Genomic DNA, 26,205 nt, shown 5'->3' on the forward strand with positions numbered 1-26,205 from the left:
CACCGGCGCCCTTGCGGCAGACGCCGACATGTCCCCGGCGTTACCCATGTGGCCCGTCGACGGGACCGCCCGGCTCTGGTACCCCACCGCAGCGATCCGATCCCCTCGCCTCGTTCCTGAAGGACCCACCGACGTGTACCGATCACTCCTCGTCCTGACCGCCGCGCTGTTCGCGATCGGCACCGACAGCTTCGTCATCGCCGGTATCCTGCCCGAGGCCGCGCACTCCCTGGATGTGAGCGTAGGAACCGCAGGCTGGCTGATCAGCGCCTACGCCTTCACCTACGCCATCCTCGGCCCCGTCATGGCGGCCTTCACCGCGCGCTGGTCGCGCCGCACCCTGTTCCTCACCGGGCTCGGCATCTTCGTCGTAGGCAACCTCCTCACTGGCCTCGTCCCCGACTTCGGCGTCGCCCTGGCCGCACGGGCGCTGGCCGGGCTCGGCGGCGCCATGGTCACCCCCACCGCGATCGCCGCCGCAGCCACGATCGCTCCCCCGGAGCGCCGGGGCCGCGCCATCGCCACCGTCACCGCGGGCCTCAGCGCCTCCACCGCACTCGGCGCCCCCATCGGCACCGCGATCGGAAGCCTCACCGGCGACTGGCGCGCCACCATGCTCTTCGTCTCAACCCTCGGCCTCCTGGCCGCGGCGGGCATAGCCCTGCTCATGCCCAAGGTCCCCAGCCCCCCACCGGTCCCGCTACGCGCCCGCCTGGCCCCACTCGGCGACCGCCGCATCGGCCTGACCTTGCTGACCACCCTCCTGCTGTTCACCGGTCTCTACACCGTCTACTCCTACATCGCCGAAAGCCTGGACCGCGCCACGGGCGGCAGTGGCACCACCCTGGCCGTCCTGCTGTTCGCCTGGGGCGTGGCCTCCACCACCGGCACCCTGGGCGCGGGCCATCTCGTGGACCGGCTCGGCGACCGTCGCATCATCAACATCACGGTCGCCGTACTCGCGGTGGACTTCGCCCTGCTGCCCTGGTCCAGCGCCCAACTGTCCACCACCGTCATCGCCCTGGTTGTATGGGGCCTGTGCGGATGGGGCTTCTTCACCCCGCAGGCGCACCGCCTCATCAGCGTCATGCCCGCCTCGGCGCCCATGCTCACCGGCCTCAACTCCGCCACCCTGTACGTGGGTGTCTCCCTCGCACCACTGGTCGGCCAGGCCGGAATCGCATGGACCGGCGCACACTGGCTCGGCCCCATCGGCGCCGTGCTCATCCTTGCCTCCCTCGCCACCGCGGAGCGGGCCCACGCCGTCATCCGCCGCCACACCCCACATCCCGCGACGCAGGCCCAACCGGCAACCTCGCCCGCGTCCACTGAACGGGGCTGTCCAGGAGGGCTTTGACGCCGTGATCACACCAGCCACTGCGGGATCGCCTCACCTTGGTCATGCTCCGGGCCCGCAGCCTCCGGCGGGACATGTCTCGGTCGCCCGCGCGGATTCGGCGTGAGAGCCTCACGCCCGTGGCTACTGAAACCGAGGTGGGCGAGCTGTTGCACCAGCGCGGCTGGCGGACGGCGTTCACCGTCGCTGAAAGGGTGAACGCGTGGGCCGCCCTGGTGAGCGTCATCGAGCGCGGCTACGGCGACGACATCTACGAGTACATCAACGACCTCTACTGCCGAAACTGGCTGCACGAGGCGTGGCTCCTGTTGGACGAACACGTCGTTCAGCTCTGGACCCCGCAGATCAAAGCTCTGGACGACCGGTACAAGGCCGCGACCGTCGATGACGACGGCCAAGCACTCGACCAGTTCCACAGGCTGCCCGGCCCCGACCTGTGGTGGTGGTGGCGACACCCCCGCATCCTCACCGGTGACCTCGGGCGTTCGCTTCGCTCGGCCGGTGCCATCGGCGCCGACCCCGACACAGCTTGACCCTCAGCCTCGTGGGGTTACGGGACAACTCTTGGGACCACCTCATCGACGGCCCCGGCATCTATTCCGGCCGCCCCTGGACCCGCTCCCTTGAATGGGTCTACGGCCTCCAGCCCACCCTCGCCGCGACACAGGGCGACCACGCCACAGGTCTGCTACCCACCTGGACCGCCTCCGACGAGGACCCCACCGGCCGAGGAACTCGTGTGCCGGCACGATGAACGATGCGAGCCCGAAGGCGGGGTCGCTCCTCGCCCGGGTCGCCGAGGCGGGCCTTTCAGCCGGGCCTGTCCCGGCCCGGAAGGATCACTGATCGGATGTCCGGCGCCTTGCTGGAGCGGATACAGGGACGCCTGAGTCGTTGGTGTGGGGTGAACCGGGGGCGGACTCAGGTGCCGTGATCCGGGTGAGTCGTCGTCGGGTTCGCGCTGTGATCACGGCGGACAGGACGAGCGCGGAGGATGCCGAGACGACACCGGCCAGGATGAGGCCGGCGCGGGCGCCGAGGGCGTCCGACGCCAGGCCGGCCAGCGGGGCGCCGAGAGGAGTGCCGCCGAGGAGGACCAGGAAGTAGACGGCAAGGACTCGGCCTCGCAGACGTGGCTCGGAGTGAAGCTGGGTCAGCGTGTTGGCGGTGGTGGTCACGGTCACCGCGGCGAAGCCGGTGGGGATCAGCAAGGCCATGAACGTGCCGTAGTCCGGCATCAGGCCCAGTGCGGCTTCCAGTGTCCCGAAGACGACCGTGGCGACGATCAGTCGTCGCAGCGTGGGCGGCTTCCCGCGCCTCGCCCCGTGGAGCGCGCTGATGAGGCTGCCCGAGGCGTAGGCGGCGAAGAGGCAGCCGAAGGCCGCGGCGCCTGAATGGAAGACGGTGATTGCCACGAGCGAGATGGTGACCTGGAAGTTGAGGCCGAAGGTGCCGACGAAGGCGATGACGCAGAGCGGCAGGAGCAGTTCCGGGGTGGTTGCGATGCATCGGAAGGCGTCGGACAGCCGGGGGCGCCCGGGTGGGGAGTGGCTGGGGTGGCTCAGCTCGACTGTACGGATGGTGACCAGGCCGTAGAGGACGGCCAGGTACGACACGGCGTTCGCGAGGAACACAGGACCTGTGCCGAAGGCGGCGACGGTCAGGCCCGCGAGAGCGGGGCCGAGGACGCGGGCCGCGTTGAACTGGGCGGAGTTCAGGCTGACCGCGGTCGCCAGGCGCTCGCGGGTGACCAGCTCGGAGATGTACGCGTGGCGGGCGGGGCTGTCCACGGCGGTGGCGGTGCCGAGGGCGAAGGCCAGCGCGTAGACGGACAGCAGGTTCACTGCCCCGGTGACGGTCAACAGCCCGAGCAGGAGCGACTGCGCTGCCATCGCGGACTGTGTCAGGAGCAGCAGCCGCCGCTTGGGGAACCGGTCCGCGAGGACGCCTCCGGTCAGTCCGAACAGGGTCTGGGGCAGGAACTGCAGTGCCGTGACGATGCCCACCGCACTGCCGCTGTTGCCGGTGAGGTGGAGGACGAGCAGGTCCTGGGCGGCGCGCTGCATCCAGGTGCCGACGTTCGAGGTCAGCTGTGCGAGCAGGTAGCGGCGGAGGTTCCGGACGGTGAGGGTGGCCGGCACTCCGCTCATGACGTCTGATGGGCGTGACGGCCCGGGACGGACACCTCGACATCCTCGACGTGATGGAAGGTCGGGTGGGGATGCATGAGGAAGTCGTGGTGGGAGATGTTCCAGGCGTAGGCGCCGGCCATGGCGAAGGCGACTCGGTCGCCGACACGCAGTCGGTCCACCATGACGGCACGTGCCAGGACGTCCTTGGGCGTGCACAGCTGTCCGACCAGTGTCACCGGCTCGTCCCGGGCTTCCGGACGGTTCCAGGACGGGAGCCATTCGTCGTCGGGGATCACCTCGAAGGGCTGGTCGTGCTGTTTCGCGGCCGGGGTGCGCAGATGGTGGGTGCCTCCGCGCAGCACCGCGAACGCCTGCCCGCGGCTGAACTTGATGTCCAGGACCTGGGTGACGTACCAGCCGCAGTACGCGGTGATCGAGCGGCCGGGTTCGACGCGCAGGGTGAGGTGAGGGTGGCGGGCCAGGAGGGGGCGTAGGCCCGCACCGAACGCGGGCCAGTCGAAGACCTTGTGCGGAGCCGAGTAGTCGACGCCCATTCCGCCTCCGACGTTGACCTCGGCCAGGTCGACCCCGCGTCCGTGAGCCCAGTCTTGGGCCCAGGTCAGGATCTTGTCGACGAGGGCCAGTTGGGCCCGGGCCCGGAGTCCGCTGGCGAGGTGGAAGTGGAGGCCGTGCAGTCGGACGCGCGGGTCGGACGCGATCACCTCCAGACAGTGGTCCAGTTGTGCGGGGTCCATGCCGAAGGGGCCGGGGCGCCCGCCCATGGCCAGGGCGACCTCGCCGAGGCCGACGGGCGGGTTGACGCGGAGCAGGATCTCGGCGAGTCCGTCGCCCAGCACGGTGGTGAGCAGGCGCAGTTCGTGTTCGCTCTCGATGTGCAGGCGCTCCACTCCGGAGTTCAGCGCGCAGGTCAGCTCGGTCTCCGTCTTGCCTGGGCCTCCGAAGGCGATCGGTGCGCCGGGGACGAGTGAGCGGACGTGGCTGAGCTCACCGCCGGAGGCCACCTCGAACCCGTCGACGTGTCCGGCCAGCGCCCGCAGGATCCGGGGGTCGGAGTTGGCCTTGGCGGCGTACAGCAGCTCGACACGTTCCGGCAGCGCGGACCGGATCGCCCGCACGTGCTCGCGCAGGCCCGGCAGGTCGTAGAGGTAGGCGGGCAGATCGTCGTCGGTCATCGTGCCGACGAGGTCGAGGAGGGCGGGCCTCACCGGATCGCCTCGCGGGGGAAGTCCGCGCCGAGCGGGCTGGGCAGCGGGACGTAGGTGGCGTGCCGGTCGGCCTTGCGGGCCCAGCGCAGGAGGAGATTGGCCTTCGCGGGCAGCGGCACGCCGGACAGCAGGGCACGCAGGCGTGGCGGTTCGCCGGCGGTGCGGGCGTAGCCGGCGAGGTGGTCGCGGACCAGGCCCCAGAGGGCGGGTTCCAGCGTCGGATCGAGGTCGGCCAGGGCGCCCAGCACTTCGGCGGTGTGGTTGACCAGGAGGCAGTAGGCGACCCGGTTCCAGCCGCGTTCGGCATCGTAGGCGAGGGATTCCCGGACATCGTCCGGGAGTTCGGCGAGGGCGTGCCGGTGGTGTGCGGGCAGGAGCTTGGTTCCCTCAAGGTCGCGGAAGAACATCTGCGCCGGTGTGCCGTCCGCGTGCACGCCGACGACGACGTTCTGCAGGTGGGGTTCCAGTACGACGCCGTGCTCGAAGTAGGCGGCCAGCACCGGTGGCAGCAGCAGCCGTAGATAGGTGTCCCACCAGGCCAGGATGGATCCGTCGCCGCGCGCGAGCAGGTGGGAGACGTGGGCCGGGCCGGTGGGGTACTCGTCCGCCACGGCAGCGGCGAGCAGGGGTGTCACCCCGGGGAGAAGGTGGTGGCGCAGGCCGGAGCGGACGATGACGCCGAGCCCCTCCAGGAGGTCCGGGTCGCCCCCGGTGTCCAGGGTGCGGTAGCCGGGCTCGGCCAGGAGCGCGCAGCCCGGGAAGCGCCCGGACAGGCCGGCGAAGAGGGGCTGGAGCAGCCGGTTGAGAGCGACGGCGCCGGCCAGTTCGTACCGCGCGTGTTTGCGCACGCAGTTGGTGAGGCGGACGTTCAGGCTGAACTTCAGGAAGACGTCGCTGTCCGGGTGGTAGAGGGTGCGCACCGATGCGGTCGGCACCAGCTCCGGCCCGCTCAGTCCGGTGTCGACGACATCACCGGCGGCCATGGCCTCACGCAGCCGGGCGTCGCCCTGGAGCAGCAGGTACTGCCAGGGATGCACCGGCAGCATCGCGAACTCCGGGTCGGCCGCCGGATGCAGCGCGTCCACTCCGTCCAACTCGCCTTCTTCTCGTACGAGATGGCGGCGCACCGCCAGGTAGCGCAGGCGGAAGCGCGCTCCGGTCTCCGGGCCGTACGCCAGCCAGTCCGCCGGGTCGCCGGTGCGGGCCTTGGGGGTCGGGTGGAAGCGATGGCCGAACACCAGGGACTGCTCGGACGCCACATAGAGGTCGGCATGCGGCGCGGCGGCGGCCCGCTCCTCCAGCGCCGTGCGGATCGTCTCCCTGCTGTCCGCCACCTGGCTCACGAACTCCTCGTTGGCGACCCCTGTGCGCAGTTCCAGTTCGTCCTCGATGAAACCGGCCAGCTCCCTCCAGCCCACGGTCACCCAGGTGCCGTCGGCGAGCCGCTGCACCGGGTCCCGGAAACGGTGGGCTCCGATCAGCGAGGTCCGTCGCAGTCGGCAGCGGAGCAGGAGGTCCCGGCGTGGCAGACGTAGCAGGAGGTGGCCGTCGGCGACGGTCACCTGGTGTTCGGGGGCGGAGACCTCGCGGATCAGGCAGTTGAGCAGGGTGTGGGCGGTGACGGCGTCGGCCGTCCGGACAGGTTCGCCGGCCGGCCCGGTGGCGGTGGCGGTGGCGGACCTGGTGTGGGGGGCAGTACCGGTGGTCATACGGTCGCTCCAGGGGGACGACGTTCGGTGGGAGATGTCAGCGGCGCGGGGCCAGCGGGTTGGGCAGGTACGTCCACTGCGCCTTGCCCGGGTTCCCGGAGAGGCGCATGGCGACGGTCGCCTTCAGCGGCATCGTGTCGCCGAAGAAGGCCGCGGCGTCCTCGTGGTCCGGCAGGCCGGCATACACCTGGCGGCCCGCTTCGGCCACCACACCCCACAGCGCCCGGGGATCGGCCTCGCGCGTCCGGGTGAGGACGTCGACCAGCTCGCTGAAGACGCCGCTGACCAGGCCGCCGAACAGTTTGGTGTGCAGCGCGTCCGTGTCGTCGCCCGCGCGGGTGCCGAGCAGCGGCGGCGGCGTGAAGCCGCACCGGGCCAGGCGCCGTGGGCTCACCCGTACGCCGTCGAGGTCCCGGTAGAGCACCCGTACCGGCCGCCCGTCGCGCAGCACGACCAGGGTGTTCTGGCCGTGGGCCTCAAGCGCCACGCCCATGGACAGCAGGGTCAGCGCGGGCGGCAGGACGAGTCCGGCGAAGTCCGCGAGCCAGCGCACCGGATCTCCTGAGATCAGGGTGGCCCCTGTCGCGTGGACGGCGGTGAGGGGCACCGCGATCTCGCCGGGGTCGAGGCAGCGCTCGGTCGACTCCCGGATCATCGCCGCCAGGCTCGCCGAGGGCTGCCCGTCCACCCGCACCGCGCCGCCGCCCAGCTCACGCAGAACGCGCAGGCTGTTGCCGTACCCGGACTTGTCCAGGACGGCCGAGACCAGATCGGACAGCGCCGGTCCGTCGGCGACCTCGGCCGGGGAGATGGTGCGCCGGTAGTTGGTGACCTGCACGTCGAGCGCGGTCTTGATGTGACAGCCGGGCAGGACGCCCAGCGGCACCAGGGTGCGCAAGGACAGCAACGGCCGGGCCGGGATCGTCTCCTCCGCGACGGCCAGGTCGGGATGGCGCGTCAGCACGTGGTCGCGCTGCCAGGGATGCAGCGGGACCAGGATCGTGTCGCCGTCGAGCAGTTGCCGTGGCCAGGTGCCTGCTCCCTGCCAGCGTTCGGCCGGGACCCGCAGCAGCGCCAACCGGACGACCGGGCGGTGCTCGGGAGCGTAGGCGAGGACCTCGGCGACCGACATGCCCGTCCGCGTCCGGCAGCAGGGATGCTGTGGGTGGCCCTCGGTGACCGCCTGCTCGGCGTCCGTCGAGTCGTTCGGCGGGGCTGTCGGGTGGTGTGCGTTCGCGGCCCTGGCCAGGGCCAGGTTGACCACGCTGTTGTCGAGTTCGGTCGCCAGTCGTTCCGCCGCGGGGGTGCGCAGCCCGAGCTGGGCCAGGAGTTCGGCCGGCCCGCTGATCGTCCCCTCGGGTCCGGACACGGTGAAGTCCGCGGGTACCTCGGCGAACGGCCGCGCGCAGGACCGGTCCGCCGACAGTGAGCCGCCCCGTCGCAGATCGACCACGTGGCTGTCGGAGGTCTGGCGATGCCCGGTCACACCGGGCACGGGTTCTCGTGAGAACGCGCCCCACAGACGGCCGAGCACGGTGGCCCGGGCTCCGGGGAGCGCGGCTTTGAACGAATCCACCAGGTCCGGCCGGATACGGCGCAATTCTTCGATGGGCATGAGGTGTCCCGGGTGCTCGGGGAGGGCTGGTCACGCGGTGCTCGATGAGCGGCACCGGACGTGCGACCGACGCTACGGGACGACGATCAAGCACATTGCCAGAGCAAATACAGCGGGTATCCCGGAATCGTACGAGGAGGTGCCGGGATGTGCCCGTCTCCAGCCGATGACGTACCGGACGGCTTAACCCGGATGGACTGACGCTGTATCAGTTTTCGATTGCGGTCTGCTCGGCCGAGTCGGCGCACGGGTTTCAACTCGACTGCTCCTGCGATGACTTGCCCGACCAGGACCAGAGCCGGTGTCCGTCGCTGTTCGACGGTCCTGGGTCTCTGCTTGATCGGGCCGGCGATGTCCTGGATGTCGCCGGCGCGACGTCGTTCAGCGGCTACGCCGTACGTGGTGAACCCGGTCGCCCGCGATCACGGGAATCACCGGCTCGGGGGAGGTTCCGGCGTTTGCGCCACGCGCTCCGCCAGAAGTCTGTGAGCCTTCCGGCATGCGTGTATTGCTGATCGAGGACGACGACCGGGTGGCCGGTCCGCTGATGGAGGGGCTGCACCGTTTCGGGTTCACGGTGGAACACGCCCGAAGCGGCACCGACGGCCTCGCCGCACCCGAGGCTGCCATGGTCCTGCTGGACCTGGGGCTCCCCGACATGGACGGCATCGACGTCTGCCGTGCGCTCCGGGCCCGTTCGGCGGTGCCGATCATCATGATCACTGCCAGGGACGACGAAGTGGACCGGGTCCTCGGCCTGGAGCTGGGCGCGGACGACTACGTCTCGAAACCGTTCGGCGTACGGGAACTCGTCGCCCGTATCCGCGCCGTCACCCGACGCACCCGCCTCACGGGGCCGGAGACGGGCCACGACGGACGGCAGCCGTCGACGGATCCGGCCCGGTCCGGGATGGCGCACGTCCAGCGGATCGGCCCGCTGGCCATCGACCGCCGCACCCGGCAGGTGCGTCTGAACGAGTCGCCGATCGCCCTGGCCCCCAAGGAGTTCGACCTGCTCACCTGCCTCGCGGAAGATCCCGGGGCCGTCTGCTCACGCCGGCAGATCCTCGACACCGCGTGGGAGCCGAACTACTTCGGCCCCACCAAGACCCTCGATGTCCATATCGCCGCGCTGCGCCGCAAACTCGGTGACTCCGCCTGGATCGAGAACATCCGCGGGATCGGTTTCCGCCTGGTGTCGCCGCCCGTGGCCGACGCCGCGTCCGCCACACCGGCGGTGTATGACGGAGGGCCCCGGTGACCCGTCGTATCCTGCTCAGTCATCTGAGCCTCATACTGCTCGTCCTGCTCGCGCTCGAAGTGCCGTTCGGCGTCTTCTACGCCCGCAGCGAGCTGTCCCGCTTCTCCCGTACGGCGCAGCAGGGGGCGATGACGCTGGCCGCGATCTGCGAGGAGCGGATGGAGCACGGTCTGGCGGCCGATCTCCCCGCCCTGGCCCGCGCCTACGGGCGGCGAACCGGCAGCCGCGTGCTCGTCGCCGACCGGAGAGGGGTCGTCCTCACCGACACCTCCCGGGGCCAGGTCGGCAGGGACCTGTCCACGGAGCCGGACATCTCAGGCGCGCTGCGCGACAACCCCGTCGTCGGCACCCGGAACGACCCTTCCGCACACGGCGACGTCCTCTTCGTCACCGTGCCCGGCGGCTCCGGCACCGCCGTCCCCTGCGTGGTGCGGACCGTGTACCGACTGGACCCGCTCAAGGCGAAGGTCCATGCGACCTGGCTGGCGCTGGCCGCTGTCGGGCTGGGTGTGCTGGCCACCGTCGCCCTGATCGGCTTCGTGCTCGCCCGCTCGATCACCCGCCCGGTGAGGGCTCTGGAACACGCCACGGCGCAACTCGCCGAGGGCCGGCTCACCGATCCACCCGCCACCGACCACGGTCCGCCGGAACTACGGCGGCTGGCCGTGTCGTTCACGACGACCGTGACCCGGCTGCAGCACGTGTTGCAGGCACAGCAGGCGTTCGCCTCCGAGGTGTCCCACCAGCTGCGCACCCCGCTCACCGCACTGCGGCTGCGCCTGGAGAACTTCGAGCCGCACCTGGCCCCCTGCGCCCAGGACAGCCTGGACACGGCGCTGGCGGAGATGGAGCGGCTCAGCCGTATGGTGCAGGGGTTGCTGGCACTCGCCAGGCTGGAGAACTCCGCGACCCGGCCCGAGGCGGTCGATCTGGACGCTGTCGTCGCCGAACGCGCGGCCGTCTGGACGGCCTTCGCCGACGAACAACACGTGGGCATCGTCGTCTCCGGAGCCACAGCCGCGCGGGTGTGGGCGGTCCCGGGAGCCCTGGACCAGATCATCGACAATCTCCTCTCCAACGCGCTGCGCGCGTCCCCACCGGGAACCACGATCACGCTGGCCGTCGTCACCGCCCCGGGGGACGGCGGCCGTACTCCGCCCCTGGTCGAGCTGCATGTGATCGACCAGGGGGCCGGTATGACCGAGGCCGAACGGCACCGAGCGTTCGACCGGTTCTGGAGAGCCCCCGATGCCGACCACGACGGCACCGGCCTGGGCCTGCCGATGGTCCGGCAGCTCACCCGCGCCGGAGGTGGTGAAGTCACGCTGGAGCCGGCCACCGGCGGTGGGCTGGACGCCGTGGTCCGCCTCCGGCTCGCCGAGCAGCACACTCACCAGGAGCGCCTGGGCGCCCCCGCGGACGGCTCCGGGGGACGCCCGAGGCACCACGGCACCCACGGAGTGGTGTCAACGGCTGTGGCCGCGGTGGACCCGGCGGGCCGTCGCCCATTCTCAGAGGCCGGCGGGTGGTGGAGAAGCGGGCGGAGCGAGTGAACACTGCTCCGACCTGAGGCGGCCGGGCGGACGCACCGCCGGGCCGGCTCCAGCACAGGGATCCGGCCGAAGCGCCCGTGGGTGGGGCACCGGCAGTCGGCCGCGGTCGGCTCCGACGTGCTCGGCTCTGTCGCGGCGGTGGATTCGGTCGGCAGCCGCAGGCTCACTCGGCAGGGAGCGTGCGGAGAAAGACGCCGCACGGCCCGTGACCGAAGGGATCCGGCAGCCCTGCCCGGACGCCGAGGCCCGTCGCCGCGACACGCCGACGGGGGCAGCCCACCGGCCACCGTGGACGCGGCTCAAGGCCCTCCGCGGGTCCGGGCCGGGGCCGGTGAGCCGGTCGTCGTCGGTGAGGGTGAGGTGTTTCCGCCGGTCGTGCCGCCGAGCAGCCCGCCGCCGGTGCCGGTGGTCGTACCGCCGGTGGCGGTATCGGTCGGGCTCGGGCTGACGCAGTGCCGCCCGTTCCCGTGACACGGTGCGGTGGTGGGGTTCGGGGTGGCCGACGGGGTCGGGGTCGCCGCGGGCGTGCTCTGGGGCGCGGTGGCGGAGGGTGTGGGCGAGGGTGCGCCGTATTCGTCCGTGCTCTGGCCCAGTTGGGGCGCGGTCGGGAACTGCAGGACGGGTTGTCCCTGGAGGGCCGCGGACATGTACCCGGTCCACACCTCGGTGGGCATGTCGGCGCCGAAGACCTTGGCGTAGCCGCCGACGCCCTGCATGGATCGCAGGCCGGCGTTCTTCGGGTCCTCCTTGAACATGCTGACAGCCGTGGTCAGTTGGGGGGTGTAGCCGATGAACCAGGCGGACTTGTAGTCGTCGGTCGTACCGGTCTTGCCCGCCGCCGGGCGGCCCAGGGCCTGGGCGTTGGTACCGGTGCCGGTCCTGACCACGTCTCGCAGGACGTCGGTGACGGTGTCGGCGGTCGAGGCGGGCATGGCCGTGGTGCCCTTGGGTCTGCCGAAGCCGGGCAGCTGCCGGCCGTCGGCGACGACCTTGGTCACGGAGTACGGCTCGTGCTGGATCCCGCTGTCGTCGAAGGTGGCGTACGCGTCTGCCATACGGATCGCCGACGGTGTGGAGGTACCTATGTAGAAGCCCGGTGTGTCGTACTGCAGGCTGGAGCGCAGGAGCCCCGCCTTCAGGGCCTCGCCCTCCACGGTGTCGTACCCGACGTACTCGCCGAGCTGGACGTAGGGGGTGTTGACCGACTGCTCCATCGCCTTGCGCAGGGTGATGTAACCCCACTTCGTGGATACGTCGTTACGCTGGTGCAGGAGCCCCGTGGGGTCGTTCGAGTCCGACAGCTCCCGGCCCTGCTGGTTCTTGATGGTGATGCCGTCGTCGCCGTCGAACTTCGAGGCCGGGGTGATCGGTGAGGCGGACTGCCCCGGGGAGAGGACCGCGCCGTGGTCGAGGGCGGCGGCCAGGTCGATGGGTTTGAAGGTGGAGCCGACCGGCACACCGGTCGCGTCCGCGTTGTCCGTCCAGTGCCCCTTGTTCCAGCCGGCCCCGCCGTACAGCGCCACGATCGCGCCGGTCGACGGACTGATCGACGCCGCTCCGACCTGGACGTCCTTGTCGGCGGAGCGGTGCCGCGGGTCGAGGTGCCCGTGCTCCATCGCCGTGACGGACGCCGACAGCGCGTTGACCTTCTTCTTGTCGAAGGTCGTGTAGATCTGGTACCCGCCACGGCCCAACTGCTGGTCCGTGAGGGAGGCGTGGGCTTCGGCATACTTCGACGCGGTCTGCACCAGGTAGCCCGTCTGCCCGGACATCCCCGCCGAGGGCGTGTAGGGCCGGGGCGTGGGGAACCCGGCGGCGAGGTACCGCTGTTCCTGACCGTCGGTGATCTTGTGGATCTTGGCCATGCGGTCCAGCACGTACTTCCAACGCGCTTCGGCCTGGGCCTTGGCCCGCGGGTCGGTGTCGGCGTGCATCAGCAGACTCGGCTCGTTGACCGTGGCGGCGATGAAGGCGCCCTGACTGACGGTCAGCTGGAAGGCGTGCACGTGGTAGTAGGTGCGGGACGCGGCCTCGATGCCGTAGGCGTCCCGGCCGTAGTAGCAGCTGTTGAGATAGCCCTGCAGGATCTGCCGCTTGGACAACTGGCCACCGATCTTCAGGGAGATCATGATCTCCCTGAGCTTGCGGGTGACCGACTGGTCCTGGCTGAGGTAGGTGTTCTTCACGAACTGCTGGGTGATGGTGGACCCCGACTGCACCTCACCGCCCGTGGCCATGTGGTAGACGGCACGGAGCATGCCCTGCGTGTCGACGCCGGGATCGGAGTAGAAGGTCGCGTTCTCCGCGGCAAGGAAGTCCCACTGGACCAGTTTCGGGACCTGCGCGAGATCGACGTTCTGCCGGTTGGTCGATCCCTGGGTGGCCATCACCGAGCCGTCCGACCAGTAGTAGGTGTTGCTCTGTGCTTGGGTACTGGGGTTCGCCCCGGGGATCGTCGTCGTGGCGTAGGCATAGCCGAACAGGCCCAGCAGACCGCCGATGAACAGCAGGAAGGTGCCGGTCGTCAGCTTCCACGAGGGCAGCCATCGCCGGAGGCCGCGTCTGTCCGCCCGCGGGTAGTCGATCAGGCGGCGCCGCCCGGAACGTCCGGTGTCAGCACGCCGTGTGCCCCCCGCACGGCGGCCATGCCCGTTCCGGGCCTGGGCGGCCCGCCGCGCCGCGGCCCGGCCGCCACCCGGCACACCGTCAGATCCTGACGGTATGGACCTCCCCGACGATTGCCGCCGGTGTTCACTCATTTCGCTACTCCTCAGCCAAGGACACGGCCCCGCCATCGCCGCGAGACCGTCCGCCGGGACCTGATGGGGCCTGACCAGGACGCGGCCGCGCCCTCCCGGCAACTCCTACAAGTCGTAAGAGTAAATCGCACTCGCAAAACACGGGCAACCGCCCCCCCACCAGAAACGTCGGCTGCCCCGGCGCCGGGGACGCGTCGGGGCAAGCCGTCATGGTGGCTGGTCAACCGAGTGAGACGAGAAGGGTGTTGAGCGCCTTGACCTCGGTGGCCTTGTCGGGGCTCGAGGCCCGCAGTGCGGTCAGGACCTGGTCGATTTCGCCGTCGAGGAAGTGCCAGGACTGCCCGCTCTTGGGCTCGAGGGTGGACTGGTCGTCGTCCCAGGCGGTCTCGAGGTCGGTCACGCGAGTGGTCGCGGCCGACTGGTCGCCCGCGTTGAGCTTCGCCAGGGTGTCAGCCGCGATGGCGCGGAACTTCGCGATCTCGGCCGGCGGGAACGGCGACGTCGCCTGCTTCGGGGTGAGGTGGGCGGTCACCGGTGCGGGGGCGTCGTCCTCACTGGCCACGGCCGCGTGGGGCTGGTGGTGTGCCCAGACGAGAAGCGCCGCAGTCGCGACCGCCACGACGGCGTAGTAACCGAGCATGATCCGCTCACGCGCCGGGTTCGCCGCTCGCGGGGTCTGAGCGAGTTCGTCGGTCTCGATGATGTCGCTGCGGCTGATCGTGAGGTACACGACCGTGGCGAGGATCGCACCCAGGAAGATCACGCTGGTGATCGCCGTACCGAGGCCCAGGCCGCCGTCGCCGCTGGGCGAGCCGAGCCAGTCACCGAGGTTGGCACCGAGCGGACGGGTGAGGATGTAGGCCAGCCAGAAGGAGAGCACCGCGTTGGCGCCGAGACGCCATCCGAGAACGATCGCGGCGATCAACCCGAGAGGCAGGAACACGGACACACCGGCGGTCCAGCCGGTCAGCTCCAGGGTCCAGTCGCCGGTCGCGGTGCCGAGGGCGAAAGTGACCAGAACCGCGAGCCAGTAGAAGAGTTCACGGGGACGGGTGGTGATGGTGTGGACCGACAGGGTCCGCTCGCGGGCGTACCAGATCCCGAAGACCACGGCCAGGAGGCCGGCGAAGACGCTGCTGCTCACCGCGAGGGGAACGCCCTGGCTGTCGGTGAGGATGTCGGTGTAGAGGGTGCCGGTCACACTCACCACCACGACGGTGAGCCAGTACACGAACGGGATGTAGCGTTTGGTGGTGAGTTGCCAGCCCATGACTCCTGCCAGAACCACGGTGAAGATCAATGCCGTGTTGATCAGGCCGACGCCGAGGTTCATGTTGATCCAGTCGGCGAAACTCTCACCGACCGTGGTGCACAGGATCTTGATGATCCAGAACCAGATCGTGACCTCGGGAACCTTGTTCAACATCTGCCTGGCAGGCGACCGAAGGCTCTCGGGCGTCGTCGCAGTTGTCATGTAAACCCTCGCAAGGAACGAGTGGCAGCACGGAGGGACATCCCTCGTGTCTGCGGAACGGTAATTGTCAAGAAATGCAGGGCCAGGCGCAGTCCGGGATTCGCAAGGCCGCGGTATGACTTCGATTGCCCGTCAGGCCTGTTCAGGCCGCGCCGCCGGGGGCGTGAGACAGAGGGCTCGGTGCCGTGGCAGCCACCCCGCGCGCACCAGCCGGCGAGATTCGCCGGAATCCCGGAAGCTCCGCCACGGCGGCTCTCTCGGTACTTCCCCCGGCTCGCTCCTGGTTTCGCCGGCGGATGCACGTCTCCGGAGCCACGGGATCATCAGACGTTTCGTCGGTCATAGTGCGCGACGGTGCCAGTTGGAACCTGAACACATCCTGACCGTCACCGTGTGTATCACTCGCCCCACTCGGAGATGGCCGGCGGCTCAGGCCAGGTGTCCCGATACGCGCTCCGGTTCGGCGGCATCCCTGCGGGTGACGGAGAGGTGGACGACCAGTCCGAAGATGACCGCCAGGAACAGAGCGCTGGTCACGACGGTGCCCAGGCCCAGACCGCCGTCGCCGATGGGCCGGGAGAGGTAGTCACCGGTCGAAGCGCCCAGCGGGCGGGTCAGGACATAGGCGATCCAGAAACTCCACAGCCCGTCCAGGTCCAGTGCGAAGTGCGCGAGCGCCACCGCGGCGATGACCACCGCGTAGAGGACGGCGGACAGCCAGTAGCCCAGGTCGATCCGCTCGGACACCAGATCACCGGCCGTGGTGCCCAGGGCGAAGGTGGACAGGACGGCCGACCAGTAGAAGGACTCCCGACTGGTGGTGTCGATGTGGCGGACGGACAGGATCCTCTCGCGCCGGTACCAGACGACGAACACGACCGCGAGGAGTAGCGCGAAGACCGTGGTGCTCGCCTCCGGCGGCACGCCCATGATGTCGGTGAGGTCGTCGCTCGCCAGCGTGGTGACGACGCTGATCAGCGCCACCGCCGACCAGTACACGCCCGGCCGGTAGGCGCCGGAGCGGAACTGGATCACCAGGACCACGGCCAGCAGGGCGCTCATCAGCACCGACACACCGGTCAGCCCGAGACCCGCCTTCTTGTTGAGCAGGTCCGCCGCGGTCTCGCCGACCGTCGTGCACAGCACCTTGATCATCCAGAAGGAGACGGTGACCTCTGGCACCTTGCTCCTACCCGGTCGGTCCCGGGAATCGGGGGCTTGACCGGCCTCCGGAACCACCTGACTTTCGGACGCTTCGTGGGTCACACGGCCCGAGCCTGCCATCGGGCACCTGAACGCATCCTGACTACGGGCGGACTTGTATGGCCTGCGGGCCCGGCCGTTGACTACCTGGTCAAGCCGTTCAGCCTGACCGTGCTGGTCGCCCGCCCCGGATCAGTACGTTGCGGGGGCACGGGTACCGGCTGATCCGCGGGACTGACGCGCTGTCGGCGCGCCGGGGCCGTGGGCCTGGCGGCCAGGAGGAAGGCGAGGCGTCCGGTCGGTTCACACGGCCGAGCGGCGGGCCAGCAGCGCCAGGACCAGCAGCCCGGGGACCATCGGCAGCCACCCGGTCAGCAGGCGGTAGCCGAGTACGGCCGAGACCGCCGCCGGCCCCGGCGCGCCGACCGCCGTGAGCGCCAGGGCGAGCGCGGCGTCCAGCGACCCCAGTCCGCCCGGCGTGGGCAGCAGCGCCGCCGCGCCGCTGGCGACCAGGTAGGCCACGACCACACGGCTCGCGGGAAGGCCGAGGCCGATCGCGTGGACCACGGCGAGAACCACCCCGGCGTGCAGCAGAGCGAACGCGACCGACCCGCCCCACAGCGCACAGGCCCGTCCCCGGCACCGGTGCACGTCCCGCACGTCGGCGAAGGCCCGGCCCAGCCCTCGTCTGAGGCGGCCGCTGACCGCGACCGCCAGGGCGACGGCTCCGGCCGCCACCGGCAACAGGACCAGCACCTGCGGAACCCGCACGGCGAGAGGGACCGTACCGGGCGAGGCGGCCAAGAGGACCACCCCCAGCACGCACCGGACGATCCCGCCGACGGCCGCCTTCACCGCCAGGGCGGTCGCCGAGCGCCGGGCCGACAATCCGCACCGGGTCAGGAACCGCAGGTTGACCACTGCCGCTCCGGCCCCCGCCGGAAGAAGGTGGTTGGCCGCGCCGGCCGCGAACTGTGCCGCCACCAGCCGCCCCTTGGGCAGCGGTTCGACCACCGCCCCCTGCTGTGCGACGGCCGCGCACACCCAGGTGCCCACCGCGGCGAGGCAGGCGAGCACCAGCCACTCTCCGTCGGCCGCGATCAGCCGGTCGGTGCCGCTGGCCAACGTGGCCCGGTGCGCGGCGACCATCCCTCCGACGGCGGCCAGCACCACCAGGGTGATTCCCAACTGGACGTACAGGCGCCGGCCCATGGTGATCGACAAGCTCTCGGCCGCGGTCACCACGGTCACCTGCCCAGCCACGTATCGGGTGCCGCGTACGCCCGAAGAGCCCCGGCCCGCTCCTCGGGCCAGGTGCGTGCGTACGCGGGCGGACGGCCCCCCGGCGGTGCGAGGACGGCGAAGGGCATGCGGTGAGCGGCACGCATCAGCTCGACCGAGGTGGCGCTGGTGTCGTGGCCCGCCGTCTGGGCTGAGCCGCAGCCGGTGTAGAACGCGACAGGGACGGCGTCGTAGCCGCTGAGCAGGCACGGCGGCCGTACACCACGTGCGTGGAGGGCGGCGGCGGTGCGGGCCCAGGCGGCGCGGGAGGCGGCGGAGCCGCGCACGGTGTGTTCCAGGACGACGTACTGCACGGCCAGATGGCCTGCCAGGCCGACCGCCACCAGACCGGCGGCCAGGGTGCGCCCCGTCCTGTGGGTGGGGGCGGTGAACAGGTGGACGAGACCGCGGGCCACGGGGAGGGCGAGCAGGGCGTAGGCGGGCAGCAGGAAGCGGGGGGCCGCGTAGCCGATGAGGAAGAGATAGGGGACGGCGGCCGTGACGGCGCAGGCTCCCGCGAGCAGGACGGGCAGCGCGCGCCGGGCACGTACGGCGACCACCGCGCCGAGGACGGCGAGGAGCGGCAGCGCGAACCACCACAGGGTCACCACCGGGCTGGGGGCCGATCCGGTGCAGGGCCGGCACAGGGTGCGCCCGCCGAGACTGCGCAGTTGGTCGATCACGGCGAGGTGCCAGCCGAGCCCGCCCTGAATGGCGGACGCGGCCGACAGGCGCTGCGCGAGACCGCCGTAGCTCACGTACGCCTCGATCACCCACTCTCCCCCGCCCGCCGCCAGGCCCACGACCAGCGCGACGAGGAGACGCGGGCGGCGCAGGGAGAGGGCGAGCAGGGGCAGCACGACGTAGACCGCGTCCATCGGGCGCATCCACGCCATCAGCGCCGCACCCGCGCACACACCCCACCAGGACGCCCGGTCCCGTGCGTGCGCGCGGGCGCGCAGGAAGCACCCGACGCAGGCCAGGGCGCCAATGGCGACCCAGTAGTTGGGCATGGCCTGCGGGCCGTAGAACAGCGTCACCCACAGCGAGGCGAACAGGGCGCCGGCCAGGGCCAGGACTCCGGGCCCGAGGTGGCCTCGCCAGACGCGCAGGGCGAGGTAGAGGGCGAGGCCGGAGAGAACGGCCAGGTAGATCCGGAGCAGGACGGTGGAGTCCGACCAGGAGGCGATCGGGGCGGCGAGGAGCGAGATGCCACGGGAGCGGGGGGCGCTGAAGTAGGCGGCCGGAACGTGACCGCTGACCTGGCTGACGTAGACGGTCTCGTCCCAGCCGAGACCGAGATCCGGCCGTACGAGAACGAGCTGGGCGAGCGTGAAGGCCGCCGCGACCGCCCCGAGCCGGGGCTCGCCCCTAGGGCGCCGGGGCCGGACGGCCCGCATCGGGAGGCCGGTGCGAAGGACACCGGTCGTCGTGGCGTTCGAGCCGCCGGTCATCTCGCACCTCTTGTCGTCGCACACCGCGGAATCGGCTCCTCCTACAGCTCGCAGGAGGGCGTTCCACCCTACGGCTTGTAGGGTGAGAGGCGGGTGAGAAGACGACTGGACGGCCCTGTTTTCCGTTCAGCCGGCCACCGGGGCGGGTCCGCAACCTGCCGAAGGCCCCGGCTTCACGTGCCCTTCGTGGCGGGCGCCCTCCTGCTGACCCTTGTCGGCCTGCGCCGTCGGAACGGGGATCGCCGCCGCCTACGACGGACCGGTCAGGGAGCCTCCTCGCCCTGGGCGACCTCGACCTTGTGATGGAAGTCGAGGACGCCGGCCGTTCCGGCGCCGACGGACAGGACCGTGCACACCACCAGGAGGAACGCGATGGTGCGTGCGGCGCGCGGGCGTCTCACGGCGGGACCGAGGAGGGCGGCGACGCGCTGCGCGACCGGGCCCGTCGTCGCCGCCGGGGCGAAGCCCGGGCGATCGCTGGGGGAAGCGTGGCAGGCCAGGGCGGCGCGCGCGATGGCGGTGGCGAGCAGACGCCGGTCCCCGACAGCGGTGGCGGCGGCCTCGTCGGCGTCCCGCTCGGCGGCCAGCCGGATGATCTCGCGTACTCGGCGCAGGGCCGGGTGGCAGTGGGCGGCGAGTTCCGCGACGACCAGGAAGTAGTGGTGGCCGGCCCGGTTGTGGGCCCGTTCATGGGCGAAGAGTGCCTCGCGTTCGGCAGGTCCCAGGCTGCGCAGCATCGCGGTGGTGACGACGATGCGGTGCGGCCGTCCGGGCAGGGCGTAGGCGTCCGGGTGCGGCGACTCGACGACGCAGAGGTCACCGGCGGCCGGGCGGCGACCGGCCTGCGTCCGGGCGGTGCGGTAGGCACGGGTCTGCCGGAAGGCCGAGCGTACGAGGCTGAGGACGCCGAGGGCGAGGACTCCGGTGGCCGCCGAGGCCGCGGGAACGACGACGAAGTCGGAGGGCGTGCGCAAGGGGTGGACGAGTTCGCCGAAGGCGGCGAGGGCGGGGAGCTTGAGCAGTCCGAGCAGGACCAGCGCCCCGAGGGCGGCGACGCAGGCTCCCGCCAGCGCCAGCGCCGAGGCGGTCAGGACCCACAGCGCGGTGGCGGGGGCCAGACGGTCCAGAGTCCGACGGCCCAGCACCGGCGCGAGGAAGGGCAGGACCAGCGGCAACAGCAGGACGGCGGTCATCGCTCGTCACCGTCCAGGAGCCGGCGCAGGACTTCCTCGTCGCCCGGGCCGAGCTGGGCGACGAAGCGGGCCAGGACCGTCTGCCGGTCGGCGTCGCGGTCGAGTTCGGTGTGCATGCGCCGGGCGGTCAGGCCGGGAGCGTCCTGCACCGGGAAGTAGGCGAAGCCGCGCCCCTGCCGTTGACGGCCGACGACGCCCTTCTCGTGCAGCCGGGTCAGGATCGTCGCCACCGTCGTGCGTGCCAGGCCGCCGCCGAGTTCGGCCTGCACCCGCCCGGGCGTGAGCGGGGCCCCAGCGGCCCACAGTGCGGCCATGACGGCCGCTTCGAGTTCGCCGGCCGGCCGCCTCTCGTCCCTCGAGTCGGTCATGGGAACGTCCCTCACGCCACGATCGTCTACAGTTGAGTAGACCGTCTACTGGATTGTAGTCACCGGCCGGGTGCCCCGTCGCGGCGCATCCGGCGGCCCGGGCGCGTCATGAAGGGACCCTCGACGAATGACCACAGCCATGCACCTATCGTCGCAGCTCGCTGTCAATGTGCTGGACGCACGCTCGCTGCTGTCCGCCTTCGGCGTGCTGGGCGTGGGAGTGGTGCTGTTCGCCGAGACCGGGCTGCTGATCGGTTTCTTCCTGCCGGGCGACTCCCTGCTCTTCACGGCGGGCCTGCTGTGCACCGGCACCGCCGACCACGGCCTCAAGCTGTCGCTCGGGCCGCTCCTGATCGCCGCCGCGGTGGGTGCGCTGGCGGGCTCGCAGTGCGGATACCTCCTGGGCCGCAGAGCGGGCGGCGCCCTGCTCGCCCACAGCCGCTCGGCGCGCCTGCACGAGGGGGCGAGACGCGCGGAGGAACTGCTGGAGCGCTACGGGTACGCGAAGGCGATCGTGCTGGCCCGTTTCGTTCCGGTGGTGCGGACGGTCCTGAACCCGATGGCGGGCGCCCTGCGGGTGCCGGTACGGACCTTCACCGTCTGGCAGACGGCCGGCGGGCTGCTCTGGAGCCTGGGTCTCACGCTGGCGGGCTACGCGCTGGGCTCCTCCGTGCCGAACGTGGACCGGTACCTGCTGCCGATGGTCGCGTTGATCGTGGCCCTGTCCCTGATTCCGCTCGCCACCGAGGTGCTCCGCTCGCGACGGCGGGCGAAGGCGGCGGAGGCCCAGGGATGATCCTCGCCTTCGCCGGACCGTCCCTCGACGGCTCGGCCCACACCGGGGTGGTGCGCCTCGCCCGGCACGTCCCTGCCCGGCCGAACGACACCGTGTCGGCATGGTCCGCGTCGCGATGGCCTTCTCGGGTCCGGTCGCATGAGCACCGCCCCCACGATGTGACGGCAGGAGCCGCGGTGGGCGCGCTCACCGTGACAGCCGGCGTGTCCGTACTGAGCGGGCGGGCAGGGCCCCCGGCCCGGCGGCCGGCCGCCACCCCGCCGCGCCCGCTGCCGGCGGCGGTGTCGTGAAGCGCGGCAACGCCGCCGAACTGGCCGGCGGCTGCGGCCTCGGTGCCTGGACCGCGTTCGGCCTGCTGACCATGGTCGTGACGGGCCACGGCGGCAGACCACTCTTCGCCGACCACGGCCTCCTTGCTTGGTCCGTCGACCACCGGCCGGATGTCGCGGTGGCATTCGCCCACGGGCTGACCACCACGGGGACAGGTGCCGTCCCCTACGCGCTGGCGGCGCTCGCCGGAATCATCGCGGGACGGACCCGCCGGCAGCGTGCGATCGCCGTCGCACTCTGCCTGGCCTGTCTCGGAGCGGGCCAGGCGCTGCGGTACGGGGTGATGGCACTCGTGTCCCGCCCACGGCCGCCCCAAGCGGACTGGGACACCCATGCCTCGGGATGGGCTTTCCCGTCGGGACACACCACCACGGCGGCCCTCACCGCGGGACTGCTGATCGTCGCCGTCCTCGTGCGCGGCAGGCGCGGCAGCATTCCGCTCGCCCTGGTCATCGGATGCTGGGGCGCGATGGTCGGGCTGACCCGCGTCTACCTCGGGGTGCACTGGTTCACGGACGTGGTCGGCGGCTGGCTGTTCGCCCTCGGCTGGCTGGGCCTGTGCCTGGCCGCCGTGACCCGCTGGCCGCCCGGGCACCGGCCCTCCGGCGCCACGCGGACAGACACAGTGCGCCGAGGGAACGAGCCGACGGGTACGGCGGCCGGACGGACGGACACGACACGCGAACCGAGGGAGGACCATGCGGCAGACGATCCTGGTCGTCGAGGACGATCACGCCCTGCGTGACGTGCTGGTGCGCGGACTGCGCGACGAGGACTTCGACACCGTCTCCGCGCCGGACGGCGGCACCGCGCTGCGGCTGGCCACCGACAGCGTCTCCGCCGCCGTGCTCGACATCGGGCTGCCCGACGCGGACGGACGGGACGTGTGCCAGGCGATGCGCGCCAACGGGTTCCTCTCTCCCGTCATCTTCCTGACCGCCCATCACCGGCTCACCGACCGGCTGTCCGGGTTCTCGGCCGGAGGCGACGACTATCTGCCCAAGCCGTTCCATCTCGCCGAACTCGCCGCCCGCCTGCGGGCGGCTCTGAAGCGGGCCGCACCACCGCAGGTCGCCACGGCGGGAGACCTGGTCCTGGATGCCGTCCGGCACACGGTCGCCGTCCGGGGCACCCAGGTCGATCTGACGCCGACCGAGTTCCGTCTGCTGGCCGCGCTCATGGCCACTCCCGGCGCCGTCGTGCGCCGCCGCGAACTGGTCCGGGCGGCCTGGCCCGAAGGCGCCCAGGTCAGCGACAACACCCTCGACCAGTACCTGACCAGGCTGCGCCGCAAACTGCGCGAGGCGGGCAGCGACCGGACGATCAGCACGGCGCGCGGCATCGGCCACCGCCTGTCATGAGCGAGGCCCGCCAGCGGCCGCGCCCCGCCGCGTCCGCCCTCCCCCGCCGCCTGACCCCCAGCACCCTGCGCGGCCGGCTCTCCCTCGTGGCACTCGTCACGGCCACGTTGCTGATGCTGGTCCTCACCGTCGCCTTCAACACCGTGGCCCAGCACCGCCTCCAGCACCAGGCGGACGACGAACTCCGCACCCGTGCCGCCGCCGTAGCGACGACCGTCGACACCAGCGGGACGACCGTACGCGTCCTGGAGACCTCGCACGACGACCTCCTCGACGCAAACGTGTGGATCTACGCCGGCCGGCGCCTGCTCGAAGCTCCGCCCGCCGCCGGGGCCCTCACTCACGTCGCCGACACACTCGCCGGGCACGGCGGCCGACGGTGCGTCACCGTCGACGTGCGTGGCCCCCTCCGCCTGTGTTCCCAGTCGGTCCCCGGAGACAAGAGCGGTGCCACGGTGGTCACCGCGCTGAACCTCTCCCCCTACCGGAGCTCGGCCGACACCCTGCTCCTGGGATCGCTCGTCCTGGACGCCGTGATGCTCGCCATCACCTACGCCCTGACCCGGCTGGCGGTAGGCCGCGCGCTGCGCCCGGTCCGCACGATGACCGACCAGGCCACCCAGTGGAGCGCCGTGGCCTCCGAGGAACGCTTCGGAAGTATGCGACACCCTGACGAACTCGCCCGCCTCGGTACATCGTTGGACGCCCTCCTGGACCGTATCCGCACCCTGCTGCGCCACGAGCGGCAGCTCACCGGCGAACTCTCGCACGAACTGCGCACACCGTTGAGCCGGATCATCGCCGAACTCGACTGGTGGCAGGCCCACCCCCGCACCGCCGAACAGACCGACGCCACCCACCAGGTCATCGCCGATGCCGCCGAGTCCATGCGCACCATCTGCGACACGCTCCTGGAGGACGCCCGCAACGGCACGCTCACCGCACCCGGCACCGTGGAGGTCCTGCCCACGCTGCGGCACCTCGCCGAAGCCCTGGACGTGCCCGGCCACTTGAAGCTCACCACCGACGGCGCTCCCCTGGTGGCCGGAGTGCCGCCCGCCCTCCTCGAACGCATCATCAGCCCGCTTCTCGCCAACGCCTGCCGCTACGCGCGCACCAGCGTCGCCGTCCGTGCCCACTCCGCGCCCGACGGCGTCCGCATCGACGTCATCGACGACGGACCCGGCGTACCACCCTCGTTCGCCGGACAGCTCTTCGAGCCCGGCCGACGTGCGGATCCCGGCGACGGGCACGCCGGAGCGGGCCTGGGGCTGCCACTGGCGCGACGTCTCGCCCGCTCGGCCGGCGGCGAGGTGACGAACGATCCCGGGCACTCGCCCGGGGCACGCTTCGTGGTCAGCCTGCCTGCCGGGTGACGACAGACCCGCTCGGGGCTGCGCGATGTCACGGCATGGTGTCGTGCTGGATGTCCTTGCGGGAGACGGCGAGATAGCCGACGAAGCCGAGGATGGCCACCGTCCAGGACAGCGTGACCGGCCCCAGGCCGAGGGCGAGCCCGCCCCGGCCGCGCGAGACCGCCATCCAGTCGGCGACGGAGGCGCCGAGCGGGCGGGTGATGACGTAGGCGGCCCAGAAGGCGGCCACCGCGTTCAGGCTGCCCCAGCGGTGAGCGATCGCGGGAACGGCGATCGCGAGGCCGTACACGACGGCGGACCCCAGGTAGCCGAGGCCGATCGTGGCGGTCAGGTCCCCCGCGGCGGTGCCCAGAGCGAACGTGGCGAGGACGGTCGCCCAGTAGAAGGTCTCCCGGCGCCGGGTGTGGATGCTGTGGATGGACAGCGTGCCTTCGCTGCGGTACCAGAGGACGAAGACGACGGCCAGCGCGACCATGAAGAACGGTGTCGAGAGCGCGTACGGCACCCCGAGACCGACGTGCAGGATATCCGCGGCCATCGTGCCGAACACGCTGACCATGACGATCGCGGTCCAGTAGATCCAGGCCACGTAACGCCTGACGGCGAACTGCACCGCCAGGGCCGCCACCAGGGCGACGCCACCGAGGCCGACGGCAGGGACAGGGCCGAGCAGATGGGCCAGGAAGTCGGAGGCCGTCTCTCCCATGCCGGTCGTCAGCACCTTGATGATCCAGAAATAGACGGTCACCTCCGGCACCTTGCTCGCCGCGTGACGGATGTGGCCCGCGGGCCGGTTGTGCATGAGGTGATCAGTCGTCATGGTAGGGACGATGACACGGCACCCGACAGGTCTCCCAGACCCCTTTGCCAGACTTTTGGGGCTTCTGGAGGTGGAGTTGCCCAAGGGCTCTCCGAACCTGAACACAACCTGAGCGCGACAGCGAATACGCTGGTCAGCGACGTGTGGCCGGTGGTAGGAGAGGCGGGTGGACCGTGGTGGCGTCACTGCGGTCGGCCAACAGCCCGCCCGTTGGCGACGACTCGTGCGGCGCTGACCGCGCGCCGTCGTCGACGAGCTCGGGCAGCCGGCGTGAGTGATCCGCCGCTTGTCCTATGTGTGCGGTGTGGTGATCCGCCGTACCGCGTCGACGACGGCGTCGCGGTGCTGGGCCAATCGTCGCGTTGACCATGGGTCGCTTCCGCCGGTCGGGCTCATGCCGCCGGTGAGGCTGAACCAGGCTTGGGTCAGCGCCAGCACGAAAGCCACCAGGTCCTCAGGGCCGAGCTCCGACTCGACTCGGCCCTGCTCCTGGGCCGCCGCCACGGCCGTGGTCTTGGCGGTGTAGGTGGCGGTCTCCTGGTCGGTGGCGCCGGGGCGCTCCAGCAGCTTCCAGGAGAGCAGCCGCATCAGGTCGGGGTGGGCGACCAGGGCGTCGAAGATCTGTCCCGCGACTCCGGGGAGGTCCTCGGCGTCGAAGGGCACTGTCTCCGCGCCCATGGCGAGCACTCGGTCGATCACGGCGTCGAACAGTTGCTCCTTGTTGCCGAAGTAGGCGTAGATCCTTTGCTTGTTCGCGTTGGCCGCTTCGGCGATGCGGTCCACCCGGGCGCCGGCCAGGCCGTACGCGGCGAACTCGGCGAAGGCGGCGTCCAGAAGGCGTGCCTTGGTCGCGGCGGAATCTCGGGGCATGCCGCCACTCTAGCAAGTAACCATCCAGTTGGTTTGACACCTCCGAATGCGTGCTCCATCATGGAAA

Annotated in this window: 21 protein-coding genes; 8 read left to right on the forward strand and 13 right to left on the reverse strand. The window is 71.2% G+C overall.

The window, feature by feature from the left end:
- Positions 1–133 precede the first annotated feature (133 nt).
- Positions 134–1,357: an MFS transporter gene (locus tag ABZ642_RS28630; RefSeq protein WP_360489309.1), complete on the forward strand. Its 1,224-nt coding sequence runs from the start codon at positions 134–136 to the stop codon at positions 1,355–1,357.
- A 119-nt stretch (positions 1,358–1,476) separates the two neighbouring features.
- Entirely contained in the window at positions 1,477–1,890 is a 414-nt protein-coding gene (locus ABZ642_RS28635) for a hypothetical protein (protein WP_360489310.1), read from the forward strand.
- Positions 1,891–2,196: 306 nt separating this feature from the next.
- On the opposite strand, the gene ABZ642_RS28640 is transcribed toward ABZ642_RS28635, so the two are convergent.
- From ABZ642_RS28640 to ABZ642_RS28655, 4 genes are read right to left on the reverse strand one after another with little or no spacing between them, the layout of a single operon-like run.
- Positions 2,197–3,507 (reverse strand): MFS transporter, encoded by a 1,311-nt coding sequence (locus tag ABZ642_RS28640; protein WP_360489311.1) that lies wholly within the window; start codon positions 3,505–3,507, stop codon positions 2,197–2,199.
- Complete coding sequence (locus ABZ642_RS28645) at positions 3,504–4,715, reverse strand: type III PLP-dependent enzyme (protein ID WP_360489312.1); 1,212 nt, start codon at positions 4,713–4,715, stop codon at positions 3,504–3,506. Before ABZ642_RS28645 ends, ABZ642_RS28640 begins: the two co-directional genes overlap by 4 nt.
- Positions 4,712–6,424 carry an IucA/IucC family protein gene (locus tag ABZ642_RS28650; RefSeq protein WP_360489313.1) on the reverse strand — a complete coding sequence of 571 codons (1,713 nt, stop codon included), beginning with the start codon at positions 6,422–6,424 and terminating at the stop codon, positions 4,712–4,714. The genes ABZ642_RS28645 and ABZ642_RS28650 overlap by 4 nt, the downstream gene beginning before the upstream one ends.
- 37 nt (positions 6,425–6,461) lie before the next feature.
- Positions 6,462–8,039, reverse strand: a complete 1,578-nt coding sequence (locus ABZ642_RS28655) for an IucA/IucC family protein (protein ID WP_360489314.1) — start codon at positions 8,037–8,039, stop codon at positions 6,462–6,464.
- Between the two features lie 499 nt (positions 8,040–8,538).
- On the opposite strand from ABZ642_RS28655, the gene ABZ642_RS28660 reads away from it, so the two are divergent.
- Both ABZ642_RS28660 and ABZ642_RS28665 read left to right on the forward strand, forming a co-directional pair.
- Positions 8,539–9,300: a response regulator transcription factor gene (locus ABZ642_RS28660; RefSeq protein ID WP_360489315.1), complete on the forward strand. Its 762-nt coding sequence runs from the start codon at positions 8,539–8,541 to the stop codon at positions 9,298–9,300.
- Positions 9,297–10,853 carry a HAMP domain-containing sensor histidine kinase gene (locus ABZ642_RS28665; protein ID WP_360489316.1) on the forward strand — a complete coding sequence of 519 codons (1,557 nt, stop codon included), beginning with the start codon at positions 9,297–9,299 and terminating at the stop codon, positions 10,851–10,853. Before ABZ642_RS28660 ends, ABZ642_RS28665 begins: the two co-directional genes overlap by 4 nt.
- Before the next feature lie 299 nt (positions 10,854–11,152).
- Here the strand turns inward: ABZ642_RS28665 and ABZ642_RS28670 are convergent, their stop codons facing one another.
- From ABZ642_RS28670 to ABZ642_RS28700, 7 genes are all read right to left on the reverse strand, one after another.
- Positions 11,153–13,555 (reverse strand): transglycosylase domain-containing protein, encoded by a 2,403-nt coding sequence (locus tag ABZ642_RS28670; RefSeq protein WP_360489317.1) that lies wholly within the window; start codon positions 13,553–13,555, stop codon positions 11,153–11,155.
- Between the two features lie 277 nt (positions 13,556–13,832).
- Positions 13,833–15,038: a hypothetical protein gene (locus tag ABZ642_RS28675; RefSeq protein ID WP_360489318.1), complete on the reverse strand. Its 1,206-nt coding sequence runs from the start codon at positions 15,036–15,038 to the stop codon at positions 13,833–13,835.
- 477 nt (positions 15,039–15,515) lie between these two features.
- The gene (locus tag ABZ642_RS28680) at positions 15,516–16,352 is read right to left on the reverse strand and encodes a hypothetical protein (protein ID WP_360489319.1); all 837 of its coding nucleotides are present in this window, start codon (positions 16,350–16,352) and stop codon (positions 15,516–15,518) included.
- 240 nt (positions 16,353–16,592) lie between these two features.
- Complete coding sequence (locus ABZ642_RS28685) at positions 16,593–17,531, reverse strand: lysylphosphatidylglycerol synthase domain-containing protein (RefSeq protein WP_360489320.1); 939 nt, start codon at positions 17,529–17,531, stop codon at positions 16,593–16,595.
- Positions 17,532–17,536: 5 nt separating this feature from the next.
- Positions 17,537–18,970 carry a hypothetical protein gene (locus ABZ642_RS28690; protein ID WP_360489381.1) on the reverse strand — a complete coding sequence of 478 codons (1,434 nt, stop codon included), beginning with the start codon at positions 18,968–18,970 and terminating at the stop codon, positions 17,537–17,539.
- A gap of 317 nt (positions 18,971–19,287) precedes the next feature.
- Positions 19,288–20,217, reverse strand: a complete 930-nt coding sequence (locus tag ABZ642_RS28695) for a M48 family metalloprotease (RefSeq protein WP_360489321.1) — start codon at positions 20,215–20,217, stop codon at positions 19,288–19,290.
- Positions 20,214–20,585, reverse strand: coding sequence for a BlaI/MecI/CopY family transcriptional regulator (locus ABZ642_RS28700; protein WP_360489322.1), 372 nt, complete (start codon positions 20,583–20,585; stop codon positions 20,214–20,216). Before ABZ642_RS28700 ends, ABZ642_RS28695 begins: the two co-directional genes overlap by 4 nt.
- Positions 20,586–20,712: 127 nt before the next feature.
- Here ABZ642_RS28700 and ABZ642_RS28705 point away from each other — a divergent pair, with 127 nt between their 5' ends.
- The 4 genes from ABZ642_RS28705 (at position 20,713) to ABZ642_RS28720 (ending at position 24,448) form a co-directional block, all read left to right on the forward strand.
- On the forward strand, positions 20,713–21,381 hold the full coding sequence (locus ABZ642_RS28705; protein ID WP_360489323.1) for a DedA family protein: 669 nt from the start codon (positions 20,713–20,715) through the stop codon (positions 21,379–21,381).
- Positions 21,382–21,667: 286 nt separating this feature from the next.
- A complete protein-coding gene (locus ABZ642_RS28710) occupies positions 21,668–22,456 on the forward strand; it encodes a phosphatase PAP2 family protein (RefSeq protein ID WP_360489324.1) in 789 nt (262 codons plus the stop codon).
- A complete protein-coding gene (locus tag ABZ642_RS28715) occupies positions 22,410–23,072 on the forward strand; it encodes a response regulator transcription factor (RefSeq protein ID WP_360489325.1) in 663 nt (220 codons plus the stop codon). Before ABZ642_RS28710 ends, ABZ642_RS28715 begins: the two co-directional genes overlap by 47 nt.
- A complete protein-coding gene (locus ABZ642_RS28720) occupies positions 23,069–24,448 on the forward strand; it encodes a HAMP domain-containing sensor histidine kinase (protein WP_360489326.1) in 1,380 nt (459 codons plus the stop codon). Before ABZ642_RS28715 ends, ABZ642_RS28720 begins: the two co-directional genes overlap by 4 nt.
- A 28-nt stretch (positions 24,449–24,476) precedes the next feature.
- On the opposite strand, the gene ABZ642_RS28725 is transcribed toward ABZ642_RS28720, so the two are convergent.
- Complete coding sequence (locus ABZ642_RS28725) at positions 24,477–25,268, reverse strand: hypothetical protein (protein WP_360489327.1); 792 nt, start codon at positions 25,266–25,268, stop codon at positions 24,477–24,479.
- A 291-nt stretch (positions 25,269–25,559) separates the two neighbouring features.
- The gene (locus ABZ642_RS28730; protein ID WP_360489328.1) at positions 25,560–26,138 is read right to left on the reverse strand and encodes a TetR family transcriptional regulator; all 579 of its coding nucleotides are present in this window, start codon (positions 26,136–26,138) and stop codon (positions 25,560–25,562) included.
- Positions 26,139–26,205 lie beyond the last annotated feature (67 nt).

It is taken from the genome of Streptomyces sp. NPDC007157, from assembly GCF_040634235.1.
GTDB lineage: Bacteria > Actinomycetota > Actinomycetes > Streptomycetales > Streptomycetaceae > Streptomyces.